We start from the raw sequence: 13198 nt of genomic DNA, 5'->3' as shown, positions 1-13198 counted from the left end.
TTTGCCTATTTAGCCTATTTAATAATAACCGCCTAGTAATAACGGCATTGGCTGGTCTCAATGTGCGGGCTTTCTTTGTTAATTTTTAAAAGCAGCGCCACCATAATCATACTGATGACAATCGATGAGCCGCCATAACTAAAGAAAGGCATGGTCAGACCCTTGGTCGGCATCGCGCCCATATTCATCGCCGCATTGATGATGGTCTGGGCAATAAAGATGATGGCAATACCAAAGGCGGTATAGCTCATCCGCATCTGCCGACGCTTGAGCGCGTTATAGCTGATGCGCATCGCGCTACCAATGATGAGCGCCTCTAATATCAAAATCATCGCCACGCCCACAAAGCCCAACTCTTCACCAGTAATCGCCAATAAAAAGTCGGTATGCGCCTCAGGCAAATGCGACAGCTTTTGCACACTCTCGCCATAGCCCACGCCTGTAAACTGACCGCGACCAAAAGCAATCAAACTGCGCGCCAGCTGATAATCGGTGTCTTGAATATCATCAAACGGGTCGACAAAGGAGAGCACACGGGTCAGACGGTATTGCACAAGCGTCACCGCGAGCACCGCCAAACAGCCAACCACCGCGCCAAGCGCCATAAACTGCTTGTAAGGTGCGCCTGCGATGTAAAAAATGGCAAATACCGTACCGACAATGACCACCAGCGAGCCAAAATCTGGCTGGAACAAGAGCAGCATGGTCAGCAGCCCCATCACTAATGAAATACGCAAAAAGCCATCCCAGCCATTACGCACCTCAAAGGAGCGGCGCACCACAAAGTCCGCCACAAACACAATGACCACCAGCTTCGCCAGCTCCGCCACCTGAAAGTTAATGATACCAAGGTTCAGCCAGCGCTTTGAGCCATTAATCGGTGTGCCAAAGAGCGTCAAGATAAGCAAAAGCCCTGTGACCCCAAGCAGCACAAACTGGGTTTCGGTCTTATAAAGCGTCTTTAACGACACAAAGCGGTAGGGAATGGCCGCAACCAATAGCCCAAAAATCATATACCACAGCTGACGCTCAAAAAAATACAGCTCGGTCATGCCGCGACTGAGCGCAAAAGGAATCGATGCCGATGCCACCATCAATAGGCTCATCACCATCATGCAGCCGACACTACACAACAGCGTCGCACGGGCAGAGGGTAAAAAAGGATACATAGCAAAGTCGTTGTCGGTCTGAGACTTTGCGGTCGAACGAGAAAAAAATGAGAGCGCCATAATCGTCAAATACACCAAAAAAAACACAGCGTGACGGGCACGCCTTATCATTACATCCATGCAGAGTCATCGCCATTGACCGACAGCCGCTATCGTGCGCGCCGCCGCCAAGCCCAATCACTGCCTGCATGACAGTAGCAGTAATCTATAATAAAAACAATCAGCTGAGCGCGCAAAAGCCCCTGCTGCAGTCACTTGTTACATTTAATCTGCCAGAGCCTGCACCAAGTCAATAAAGGCATCACCGCGTGCCGCATAGCCACTGAATTGATCAAAGCTTGCGCACGCTGGTGACAGCAGTACCGCTTGCACTTGTGACAAGCTGCTCTTGGTGACGCGCTCAATACACTCAAAGGCGCGTGCAAGGTCATGACACTGATGCACTTCGACATCGTGCCCCAGTTGGGCGCGGCGCAGGTGCTGCTCAATCACAGCCGCATCTTCGCCGATACACAGCACTTGGCTTACGTACTGATTGATTAAGGGCGCAAGCTCATCGAACTCTTGACCTTTGCCCTGCCCGCCCAAAATCACCAACAGCTTGCCGTCTTTGGGCGCATATACCGCCCCCAAGCCCACAATCGCAGCCATGGTCGAGCCAATATTGGTGCCTTTTGAATCATTAAAATAATCGATACCATCAACGCTAGCGATATATTGGCAGCGGTGCGGCAAGCCCTCAAACTGGCGCAGCGTCTCAAGCATACTGTCAATCTCAATGCCTGCCAGCTCACCAAGGGCAAGCGCGGCCTCGGCATTTAATAGATTGTGCTGACCCTTAATCGGCAGCTCATCTGCAGAAATGAGGCGTGTGGTACCACGCGCAATATGCGTCTGACCATCGGCATCAATCACCAAGCCATACTGCCCTGCATCAGGTGCTTGAGTACCGATACTCAGGCGCGGGACATTGTCCGCAATCAGCGGGCGGGTCAAGGCGTCGTCGCGATTGACGACCACCGACTTTGCCCCTTGAAAGACGCGGTGCTTGGCTTGGTGGTAGCTTAGCATGTCGCCATGACGGTCAAGATGGTCAGGCGACATATTGAGCACGCACGCCACTTGGGCATTCAGATTGCTCACCGTCTCCAGCTGAAAACTTGACAGCTCAAGCACCGCCAGCGCCATGTCTTCATTACCAAGCAGCTCAAGCGCAGGAATGCCAATATTGCCGCCGACGCCGACATTGATACCCGCATCGGCTGCCATCTGCCCGACCAAGGTGGTGACGGTGCTTTTTGCGTTGGAGCCCGTGATAGCAACGATAGGCGCACGGCAAGCATCACAAAACAGCTGAATGTCACTGACCACAGGAATGCCTTGGTCAATAGCTGCGCGCACTGCTGGGGTCTCTAAAGAAATGCCTGGGCTGATGACCACACGCGCGGCTTGCAGTAGCAAATCGGCATCAATACCGCCAAAACAGCGCGTATGGATGCCCTCTGGCAATTGAGACGCCAGCGGCGGGGCAGGATGCCCATCGGTGACCGCCACGCGATAGCCCTCTTGGCACAAATAGCGCGCCGCAGACAAGCCAGAGCCGCCCAATCCGACGACCACTTGTAGGCCACTGCCTTTTTGAATGAGAGGGGTCGGCGCATCGGTCATGGGGTTCTCCTTGATAAACGAACAAAAACAAAGCGGTATAAATAGCAACATAGCCACACAGGCAATGAACATCGTGCATGCATCATAACGGTATCGTTCACGTTTCGGTACTGCTTTTTTATCACTTTGTGCTATTATGCGCGTGTTTTTGATGTCTTATTACTGGCAGCTTCGCTCAAGTTGTTTAGTTTAGCATGTTGTCAGCTTGTGCATGCCATTCTTAACACGCATTCTTATCGTCATGATGATGGTATTGACTATTTATTGGTTGCCTTTCAGACATGACTGTCTATGTGCCGTGCCGACGGTCGCTTGTCATTGACAGCTCAATGCACACGCAGCCATCAGGTGGCGTCCAAACGGATTTTAGATTGACAGGATAGTACGCTGGGCGTACCGCAATGGGCGGTGCGCGTGGTCGCTTACACGGATGATTTTTTCATACCCGCGTCACTTTATTTCATTAAGGTGATGATTTTTTTGTCTTTACTCTAACCAGATGCAGCTTATTTATGACCTCTTTTTTTGATAATGTGCGCGACGAGTGGTTTTCTAACGTGCGTGGCGACATCTTGTCTGGGCTAGTGGTGGCCTTGGCATTGATTCCTGAAGCCATTGCTTTTTCAATCATCGCAGGGGTCGACCCCAAGGTCGGACTGTATGCCTCGTTTTGTATCGCGGTGGTCATCAGCTTTGTTGGTGGTCGTCCTGCCATGATTTCGGCAGCGACTGGGGCGATGGCGCTGGTGATGGTTGACTTGGTCGCTGAGCATGGCCTGCAATATTTGCTCGCGGCAACGCTTTTGTGCGGGGCAATTCAGTTTGTGATGGGCGTGCTCAAGCTTGGTAATTTGATGCGCTTTGTGTCGCGCTCGGTGGTGATTGGCTTTGTCAATGCGCTGGCGATTTTGATTTTTGCCGCGCAGTTGCCAGAGCTCAACCCCGCCACCGACCGCGTGGGCATGACGGTATATATGATGACTGCCGCAGGCTTGGGTATCATTTACTTGTTTCCACTGATTCCAAAGATTGGTCGTATCATCCCCTCGCCGCTCATCTGTATTGTTGGCTTGACCATCGTGGCGATCAGTATGGACTTGGATATTCGTAATGTCGGCAGCATGGGCGAGCTGCCAGATGCACTGCCGATGTTTTTGTTCCCCGACATTCCTTTGAATTTAACGACGCTCTTGATTATCGCCCCTTATTCTATCGCGCTTGCGGTGGTGGGCTTGCTTGAGTCAATGATGACCGCGACGATTGTCGATGAGCTGACCGACACCCCAAGCAACAAAAACAAAGAATGCCGCGGACAAGGCATCTCAAACCTTGTGGCGGGCTGCTTTGGTGGCATGGCAGGCTGCGCGATGATTGGTCAGTCGATGATCAATGTCAAATCAGGCGGACGTACGCGCCTCTCCACGCTGACTGCGGGTGTGGTGCTGCTCATTATGGTGGTGTTCTTAAGCGATTGGGTGCGCCAGATTCCGATGGCGGCACTGGTCGCGGTGATGATTATGGTGTCGATTGGTACCTTTAACTGGCAGTCTATCCGCGAGTTTAAAACGCATCCGATGTCTTTTAACATCGTGATGTTAGCGACCGTGATTACCACCGTCTTTACGCACAACTTGGCGTATGGCGTACTGGTCGGCGTGCTGCTCTCCGCGCTGTTTTTTGCCAATAAAATCGGGCACTTTCTTAACGTCTATAGCGAGTACGATGAGCAAAACAACGCGCGCTATTACTACGTACAAGGACAGGTGTTCTTTGCCTCGACCACCTATTTTTTGCACAGTTTTGATACCAAAGAGGCGCTCGATAGCGTGTACATTGATGTAACGCACGCCCATTTTTGGGATGTCAGCGCCGTCGATACCCTAGATAAGCTGGTCATGCGCTTGCAACGCGAGGGGATTGATGTCAAAGTCATTGGACTAAACAGCGCCAGTCGCACCTTGATTGACCGCTTTTCTGTACATGATCGCCGCGATATTGGCTTGCTGGATTAGTCAGCGTGTTTGGATACTCAGGGAGGAGGGCTGCTTGTGACAGCGCGTTTTTCCCTGAATTTTCGTCAGTGGTATTGTCATAGGATGCGGTGGTGTTATGAGTAACTTAAAACCCAACAGCGTGATTGCCTGTCTGGACTGTCCTGAGCATGTGCAAGCGGTACTCGATGCCAGCATGTGGGCATCGTCGCGACTACAGGCATCGATTGGGCTGCTGTACGCCATGCCGAACGTGCATCAAAAAAGCGCCATCAACTATTCAGGCTGCCTAAACATCGACGATGAAAGCTATCTGCTCGATCAGTTTACCAACCAAGAGCACCTGACCAGCTGCGAGCTAAAAACCCAAGGCAAAATCCTACTGCGTCAAGCGAGCAGCTATTGCGAGCAGCAGCTGCACAAACAAAGCGTCTATACCCTCTACCGCCACGAAACGCTGGGCAAGAGTATTGACTATATCGATGATAAAGCACAGCTGATGGTTATCGGTCATCATGTGGCCTGTAAAGTGGCGCTCAGTGAGCTGGTACGCTCTAGCCACTGCCCCATTTTGGTGACGCATGCACCATTTTCGCCCCCAAGTGAGGCATTATTCGCGTTTGATAACCGCGTCACTGCTCACAAAATGCTCAATTGGCTGTGCAAAACCCCATTGGTGCGCACCATGACCATCCATATCGTGATGGTGGGCAAAGAAACCACAGAAAACTGCGATGCGCTGCGTGAAGCCTACGCCCGCCTAAGACAAGCGGGCATCCGCTGTAAGCGCCAGCTTATGGATTCGCGCGACGTCAGTGCTGCTCTTAGCTACTATCAAGCCGAACATAATATTGGTTTATTGATGAGTGGCGCGTTTGGACAATCGCGCTTGCGTGAGTTGTTACAAGGCAGTGATACAAAAAAACTGCTCGACTGCGTACAAACCCCATATCTGTTGTTTCCAAAGTTCTGATTGCGAGGCGCTATAAAGCCTAGCGTACCCTTATCGCCGTCATCCTTTATCTATCAAGGATGACGGCGATTTTTTTTGACTTAAAAAAATGCATATTTTTAGGCAAGCTTTGATAAAAAACCGCAGCACTGCCCGTGTTATCAGCGAATAGCGCGGGCAGCAGTGTTAGCAAAACATCACAGGAACAGCGTCCTAAACTTAAGATTATTTGGTTATAATGAAGGGGTTTTGTGCCTTTGGCACCTGTGGCACTGCCGCTCATAAAGGCGGCATGCTGCAAATTTTAGTGGACAAATATCTTTTTTTAAAACGCAGCGCTAAGCATTATGCGATTATCCATTCTCTGTATTGATAACGACCAGCACCATACCCCCTTGTGTGTGTTTGGCACAGTTTTTGATACATAGATGGTATGCATAATAATGGTGCGCTGCACCAAAACGCATGCAGCAGCTTGCGATGTCACTCATTATAAGGAAATGTTTTTATGAAGCTAATCACTGCGATTTTAAAACCATTTAAGCTCGATGATGTGCGCGAAGCACTATCAGATATCGGGGTAAAAGGGGTCACAGTCACAGAGGTAAAGGGCTTTGGTCGTCAAAAAGGACACACCGAGCTGTATCGTGGCGCAGAATACGTGGTGGACTTTTTACCAAAAGTAAAAGTCGAAGTGGCGGTCGCTGACGAGATGGTCGATCCTGCCATTGAAGCCATCACCCGCATTGCCAGCACAGGCAAGATTGGCGACGGTAAAATCTTCGTGACCACACTCGATCAGGTCATCCGCATTCGTACTGGTGAGACTGGTGCCGATGCCATCTAAGCGCTAACAGCGCGGCTCGCTCGATACGCGCTGTCCTACATATACCTGCATTGTCAATTCAAGGGGGAATTTAGATGCAAAGTCAAATTTTTGAGATGCAATATGCATTGAACACATTTTATTTTTTGGTTTGTGGCGCTTTAGTGATGTGGATGGCGGCGGGATTTGCCATGCTCGAAGCAGGCTTGGTACGTGCTAAAAACACCACCGAAATTTTAACCAAAAACGTTGGGCTGTTCGCCATTGCCTGCTCAATGTACCTACTCTGCGGTTATTACTTTATGTACGACGGCTCGCTGCTGCTCTCAGGCATCGCAGGCGGTGAGTCACTCGTACCTGACGCACTAAGCCAAGCGGCGGAAAACGGCTTTAATGGCGATGCGGTATACTCGCAAGCCTCCGATTTCTTTTTTCAAGTGGTGTTCGTCGCAACCTGTATGTCTATCGTCTCAGGGGCGGTGGCTGAGCGTATGAAGCTGTGGGTATTCTTTGCCTTTGCGGTGGTGATGACAGGTTTTATTTATCCGATTGAAGGCGCATGGACATGGGGCGGTAAAGCCGTACCGCTTATCGGTGAGCTGAACTTCTCAGACTTTGCAGGCTCAGGCATTGTGCATATGGCAGGTGCGACTGCCGCATTGACTGGCGTCTTGCTACTCGGTCCACGTCGCGGTAAATACACCGCCTCGGGTGCAGCGCGTGCGATTCCTGGTGCAAACTTACCTTTAGCGACGCTCGGTACCTTTATCCTATGGCTCGGCTGGTTCGGCTTTAACGGCGGCTCGGTGCTAAAACTGGCAGACGTGAGCAGTGCCAACTCGGTCGCCATGGTGTTCTTAAATACCAATGCTGCGGCGGCTGGTGGTGCGATTGCGGCACTCATCACAGCGCGCTTAATCTTTGGTCGTGCGGATTTGACCATGCTGTTAAACGGTGTGCTGGCCGGTCTGGTGGCGATTACTGCGGAGCCGTTAACCCCAACGCCCCTATTGGCAACGGTGTTCGGTATGGTGGCGGGCGTGCTCGTTGTCTTCTCTATCCTGGCGCTGGATAAGCTCAAGCTCGATGACCCTGTCGGTGCGATTTCGGTGCATGGCGTCTGTGGTCTGCTCGGTCTGATGCTGGTACCGATTACCAACAGCGATGCGACCTTTGGCGGTCAGTTGCTGGGCGCTGTGGTCATCTTTGTGTGGGTCTTTGTCACCAGTATCATCGTTTGGGGCATTTTAAAAGCGGTGGTCGGTCTACGTATCAGTGAAGCTGAAGAGTATGAAGGCGCGGACTTGTCAGAATGTGGTCAAGAAGCCTACCCTGAGTTTACCCGCTAATCAGGCTTTACACATAAGCCGTAGTACGACCTATCTTGCATGCCCGCATCTGCTTTGATGCGGGTATGCTGTTTTTTTTGACCCACCCCTTTGGGTCAGATGCACCTGCTAAGACATGCCCAGCTGCTGCCAGATACGCTGACTGACCGTATCGGCATCACCTGCGGCGTCGATGCGTACGATGCGCTCAGGCGCAGCCGCATGACACGCCTCAAACCCCTCACGCACACGCGCAAAAAAATCCATCGCCTCTTGCTCAAATCGATCCGCCGCCCCGCGCTTGCCCGCACGGCGCATGCCCTCTTCAATCGGTAAATCCAGCCAAAACGTGACGTCGGGCTGACGCGGCACAAACTGCGCGGTCAGCTGGGTGATTTTTGCTTGTACCTCGGGGTCGTTGTGCGCGCGGCCATAGCCTTGATAGGCAATGGTAGAGTCAACAAAACGGTCACAGATGACCCACGCTCCACGTGCAAGCGCTGGCAAAATCACTTGTGCGATATGGTCACAGCGCGCCGCGAACAGCAGCAGCAGCTCGGTATCGTCAGTGATGTCGGTCTGCGGGTCAAGCAGTATCGCACGCAGCGTCTCAGCAAACGTGCTGCCGCCTGGTTCGCGGGTGCGTACATACTCAATGCCTAGGGCGTCGAGACGCGCGCACAGACGCTCTATAGCGGTGGTCTTGCCCACCCCTTCTGTCCCTTCAAAGCTGATAAAACGCCCTTGGGTATGCGGCACGGGGCTTGTCTGATGCGGCGTGGCTACGGTCATGATACTGCCTTATATTGTGAGTAAAGCGCAAAACAAAACGGCAGCGCTCAAGGGGTACTTGATGCTGCCTGTACGGATGCTACGCCTTACTTATTTATTGCGGATGACTTTGAGATACTCTTGTACGGCGCGGTTGTGCTCGTTTAGGCTATTGGTGAATTTGTGCCCGCCATTACCCGTCGCCACAAAATACAGCGCATCACTGTCCGCAGGATGCATCGCGGCCTTGATAGACTCCGCCGATGGTAGGGCAATCGGTGTTGGCGGCAGACCATCGATTTGATAGGTATTGTACGACGTGGTCTCGTCAATATCGCGGCGGCGGATATTGCCATCATAGCGTGCGCCCATACCATAGATGATGGTCGGGTCAGTTTGCATGCGCATGCCTTTTTCTAAACGGTTGATAAATACCGCAGCGACCAAGGGACGCTCGTCGGGCACGCTGGTTTCTTTTTCGATAATCGATGCCATAATCAGCGCCTCATACGGGCTGTCGTACGGCAAGTCCTTATCGCGCCCTTCCCATGCTTCGGTCAAGGTCTGCTGCTGACGCTTGTACAAGTCGGTCAGGATTTGTTTGTCGCTTGCGCCCTCGCCGTAATAATAAGTGTCAGGGGCGAACCAGCCTTCTAGGTTGTGATTGACAATATCATCACTACTGCTCAGCACGCGCTCAGGCAATACCCCTGCCAAGTCGAGCGCGCTTGCAATATCATTGTTACCGACATTATCGGTGGTAAAGATTTCTTTTTCGATGCCTTTGGTGTCGCGCAGCGTCTGATACAAGTCTTTTGCGGTTTTGCCTTCAATAATCTGCACCTTTACCATCGCCACTTCCGCCCCTTGCTCTAGGACGTGCAAGGTTTCGACAAGGCTTGGATTTTCAGGCAGCTTGTAGATACCGGCGTGCAAAGGCGCATTGATGGTCGCCTTGATGTACATCTTGGCAATGGTGGGCGAAAACAGCGTCACTGGCTGCCAGTCTGGCAAGAGCCCATAATAGGTATCGCCCTGCTCGATAGTCACCATGGTTTCTGGCTGACTGATGCGTCCAAACAAGGTCTGATAAATCATAAATAAGACAAAGGCGGCGATTAAGCCGAGTACCAAGAGTATCTGATAGCCGCGCTGCATAAAAAATGAGACGTCACTTTTTTTGTAGCGTCGTGGCTTTTGCTTACCGTTAATCAATGAGATGTCCGTAGCACGGGCTTTGTCCGCCTGTGCGTTCTTAGGTTTGGATTTCGAGGAAGGTTTGTCAGCGTTTGGTTTGCTCATGGCAACTCGCAGGGCAGAAGTTTGCTAGAATTTAGCATTGTACCGTGGGTTTTTCAATAAGGTTTGCTTTACCATTGTCATTTGTGCTGACGCATAAGGACGAAGATTTTGATGATTGCTTGGGCATACGACTATGAATTTGATGTTTAATACTGCACTTGCTGCCCGCTATCGCGCCAAGCCGCAAATCATTCGCGTGCTCAGTGAAGCGTGGGTGCGGGAAAATGGCTACTGCCCGTATTGCGGTCACGATAGCTTAAATGATTTTGCCAACAACCAGCCCGTTGCAGATTTTTACTGCCCGCAGTGTGCGGCGCAATATGAGCTAAAAAGCAAACAAGCCCGACTCGGTCACGTCATCAACGATGGTGCGTACGAGACGATGATAGCGCGCATCAATAGCGCGGACAATCCAAGCTTTTTCTTTTTAACTTATGCCAAAGATTACCTTGTGAATAATTTTTTGCTCATTCCTAAGCATTTTTTTACGCCTGAAATCATTATCAAAAGAAAGCCGCTATCCGCGACAGCAAAGCGCGCAGGCTGGGTCGGCTGCAATATTGATTTGCGCCATGTGCCTGAGTCGGGCAAGGTATTTTTGGTCAAAGATAAGCAAGTGATCGCACGGCAATCGGTCACCGCACAGCTGGCACAGACCACGTTTTTACAGTCGCAGTCCTTGTCCGCGCGTGGCTGGACGCTCGATGTCTGGCGCTGTATTGACCAGCTGCCAGCGCGCTTTTCACTCACGCACCTGTACGCCTTTAGCGATACTTTGCGCCAAAAACACCCGAACAATCAGCACATCCACGCCAAAATCCGCCAACAGCTGCAAATACTGCGCGATAAAGGGTTTATTGAGTTTGTCGGGCGGGGACAGTATCGAAAAATTCAATAAGCGCGGCGATAAACCGCATCATCCCATAGCGGCAAATGGACGGTGGCAATCAGCCGTTCATGGTAGCGGTGCGGCGCATATTCACAGTCAATTTCGTCATTGATTTTAAAAAAATGCGTCTCGTGCGAATCGACGTATTCATGCAAACGGTTTTTGACGTAATGATTCCAGTACCAAAGCAGCTGTAATGGATGGCGGGCAGGTTTGGTAAACGCCGTCATGGTCGTTGTTAGGGCGCACATAATCACTTCATCATTGGGTATGACTTGAATGCCTTGCGCTTCCACTTCATCGCGGGTATGCGCGTATTCAAACACACCCCCATAAGCAATAAAGGCATTGAATGCGCTGATGTACACTGCGCCCAGTGACAGCTGGGTATAGGAAGACAAATGCACCATCTCGTCGGGTTTGGCTTTTGCACGCTGGCAAATCTCTGTAAATACCATTAAACGGCGCAGCTGTAACGGGATTCTGGTGTCTTCGTAAGTAGAACGCATAGAAGTCTCCTTGTTAAAAAAGGAGATCTTTGATCAGATGATGAGCAGGCACAATAGAAGATCACAAAAAGCGATCAGTTTCGATCACGCGGTAACACTATCGGTGGGACTGACGAGCAATATAAGGTTTATAAAGCCGCAGATGCCAAACCCAGCACATCCCCACCCCGCAAATGCAGCGCACTGATCGGAATGATGCCTTTTACCGCATTGCAAAAAAACAGAGCGCGTAGGTTCGGTAGGTCGTCATCATGTAGGGCGCGCATACTGATGGGTTGTGCGCTTTTTGCATAGCCATCGATGATGACTTGGCGCATCACCCCCGCCACACCCGATTGTGTCAAGGGCGGCGTGTACCACTGCTCAGCTTGCTCGGCGTCGTGATGCTGCAACTGATAAAAGACATTGCTCGCGCTGCCCTCAACCCATTGTCCGCTGACATCACTGACCAGCGCTTCGCCGATACGACTATCGGTCGCCTTGATTCGCTCAAGCTCTGCGCAGGCAAGCACATTGTCCAGACAGTTGAGGCTTTTTAATCCAGCGAGAGGCGCTGGCAGACACGCCAGCTGAGCGCGTAGACATACCGCGGCACAGGGCGCTTGCTTGAGTACCCGCTGTCCGTTTGGCAGATGCTGATAGCCCTCATGCGCGAGGGTATGCGGCATACTCTTTAGCCATGCCTGCCACGCGCCGCCCTGTGCGTCAGGGGTGACGCCATAGCCGCGTGCGTGCTGCGGCGCGCGGGTGATGATGAGCTTGAGCATGCCCTCACCCATCTGCTCAGCCTGTGCCTTGATTGCTTGCCACAGCGCATCGGTAGCTACCTGTAAGCTTAGTGCGGCGGCATGCTGCTGCACGCGCTGACGGTGATAATCTGCCCAGCCTATCAAGCCTGCCTGCACCGCCATGGTGGTAAAAAACCCGTCCCCATACGCCAGTCCGCGATTGTCCATGGCAAAGTGCTCATGAGCCTCTATGGGCGCGGACGACGGATATAGGGCATGCCAGTGGGCATCAAGGCGGCGGCGCTGGATGTCCATTTAGCTAGTGGCTTTGTTAAATATCAGCATACAGCTATAAAACTCACATTTTGCCAGCTCGACTTGCTGCTCACCGATGGTTTTATTTTTGATGATTTGTCCGTTTAGCATATCGGCGACCAGTTGCCCGCCTTCATCACCCATCAGCTGACGCGCTAGGGTGTAGGCGTGTTTGGCATGGTCTTGACTGATGGCTTTTTCTTTGTCGTTGTCGGTTGGGTTGGCGTAATACCAGCCCAGCTCCAGATAACGCTCTGAATCAACGATGTCCAAGTAAGGCGCATCGGCGGCCATAAAGCGGTATTTGGTCGCAGGATTGCTCGCGTAATCCAGACTGTTTTCATCGGTGCTGGTGACTTTACCAAAGGCCGATTTGATGGCGTCCAAATCACTGGCGGCGATGGGGGTGACTTCTTGCGCTTGCCATGCGCTGACATCGTACTGTATGGGTGTGCCCTCAATCGCTGTCGCCCCATCCATGTCCGCCTCGGGTGCGCTTGTGGTCTCTTGTTGCTCCGCTGGCGTCTCTGTGGTCTCGGTGACCTGCTCATCGACCGCATCGGGCGCAGAATCATTACACGCCGTCAAAGAAACGCCCGCTGCAAGTGTCAGGCTAAGAAACAACGTCTGTAGGGTATGCTTTGGCATGATGGATATACTCACACTATTGGGTTGGTTCTATAAATATTGCCGCAGACGCACCAATACAAGGCGGTATCTGCTGGGGGAATGCCATAAGCTACAGTGTAC

Annotated in this window: 12 protein-coding genes; 5 read left to right on the top strand and 7 right to left on the bottom strand. The window is 51.8% G+C overall.

Annotated features, from left to right (window positions below; all coding sequences use genetic code 11):
- Positions 1-32 precede the first annotated feature (32 nt).
- Both ftsW and murD read right to left on the bottom strand, forming a co-directional pair.
- Positions 33-1169, bottom strand: a complete 1137-nt coding sequence (gene ftsW / locus JMW05_RS07140; RefSeq protein WP_227691472.1) for a putative lipid II flippase FtsW — start codon at positions 1167-1169, stop codon at positions 33-35.
- A 264-nt stretch (positions 1170-1433) separates the two neighbouring features.
- On the bottom strand, positions 1434-2837 hold the full coding sequence (gene murD, locus JMW05_RS07135) for a UDP-N-acetylmuramoyl-L-alanine--D-glutamate ligase (RefSeq protein ID WP_201504631.1): 1404 nt from the start codon (positions 2835-2837) through the stop codon (positions 1434-1436).
- Positions 2838-3349: 512 nt separating this feature from the next.
- Between murD and JMW05_RS07130 the strand changes: the two genes are divergently transcribed.
- From JMW05_RS07130 to JMW05_RS07115, 4 genes are all read left to right on the top strand, one after another.
- Positions 3350-4849, top strand: a complete 1500-nt coding sequence (locus JMW05_RS07130; protein WP_201504630.1) for a SulP family inorganic anion transporter — start codon at positions 3350-3352, stop codon at positions 4847-4849.
- Between the two features lie 97 nt (positions 4850-4946).
- Complete coding sequence (locus tag JMW05_RS07125) at positions 4947-5801, top strand: adenine nucleotide alpha hydrolase family protein (protein ID WP_201504629.1); 855 nt, start codon at positions 4947-4949, stop codon at positions 5799-5801.
- Positions 5802-6288: 487 nt separating this feature from the next.
- Entirely contained in the window at positions 6289-6627 is a 339-nt protein-coding gene (locus tag JMW05_RS07120) for a P-II family nitrogen regulator (RefSeq protein WP_201504628.1), read from the top strand.
- Positions 6628-6701: 74 nt separating this feature from the next.
- Positions 6702-7955, top strand: coding sequence for an ammonium transporter (locus JMW05_RS07115; protein ID WP_201504627.1), 1254 nt, complete (start codon positions 6702-6704; stop codon positions 7953-7955).
- A gap of 108 nt (positions 7956-8063) precedes the next feature.
- Here the strand turns inward: JMW05_RS07115 and tmk are convergent, their stop codons facing one another.
- Both tmk and mltG read right to left on the bottom strand, forming a co-directional pair.
- Positions 8064-8726, bottom strand: a complete 663-nt coding sequence (tmk, locus tag JMW05_RS07110; protein WP_201504626.1) for a dTMP kinase — start codon at positions 8724-8726, stop codon at positions 8064-8066.
- 90 nt (positions 8727-8816) lie between these two features.
- Positions 8817-10007, bottom strand: coding sequence for an endolytic transglycosylase MltG (mltG, locus tag JMW05_RS07105; RefSeq protein WP_201504625.1), 1191 nt, complete (start codon positions 10005-10007; stop codon positions 8817-8819).
- A 133-nt stretch (positions 10008-10140) separates the two neighbouring features.
- Here mltG and JMW05_RS07100 point away from each other — a divergent pair, with 133 nt between their 5' ends.
- Positions 10141-10905, top strand: coding sequence for a DpnI domain-containing protein (locus JMW05_RS07100; protein ID WP_201504624.1), 765 nt, complete (start codon positions 10141-10143; stop codon positions 10903-10905).
- On the opposite strand, the gene JMW05_RS07095 is transcribed toward JMW05_RS07100, so the two are convergent.
- From JMW05_RS07095 to JMW05_RS07085, 3 genes are all read right to left on the bottom strand, one after another.
- Positions 10899-11405: a hypothetical protein gene (locus JMW05_RS07095; protein WP_201504623.1), complete on the bottom strand. Its 507-nt coding sequence runs from the start codon at positions 11403-11405 to the stop codon at positions 10899-10901. The two genes, JMW05_RS07100 and JMW05_RS07095, sit on opposite strands and share 7 nt — an antisense overlap.
- A gap of 128 nt (positions 11406-11533) precedes the next feature.
- Positions 11534-12448, bottom strand: coding sequence for an aminotransferase class IV (locus tag JMW05_RS07090; protein ID WP_201504622.1), 915 nt, complete (start codon positions 12446-12448; stop codon positions 11534-11536).
- Positions 12449-13096, bottom strand: coding sequence for a hypothetical protein (locus JMW05_RS07085; protein WP_201504621.1), 648 nt, complete (start codon positions 13094-13096; stop codon positions 12449-12451).
- Between the last annotated feature and the right edge of the window lie 102 nt (positions 13097-13198).

This window comes from Psychrobacter aestuarii, assembly GCF_904846035.1.
GTDB lineage: Bacteria > Pseudomonadota > Gammaproteobacteria > Pseudomonadales > Moraxellaceae > Psychrobacter > Psychrobacter aestuarii.
The sequence above is the reverse complement of the archived record's forward strand: the minus strand, read 5'-3'. Positions and strand labels throughout refer to the sequence as shown.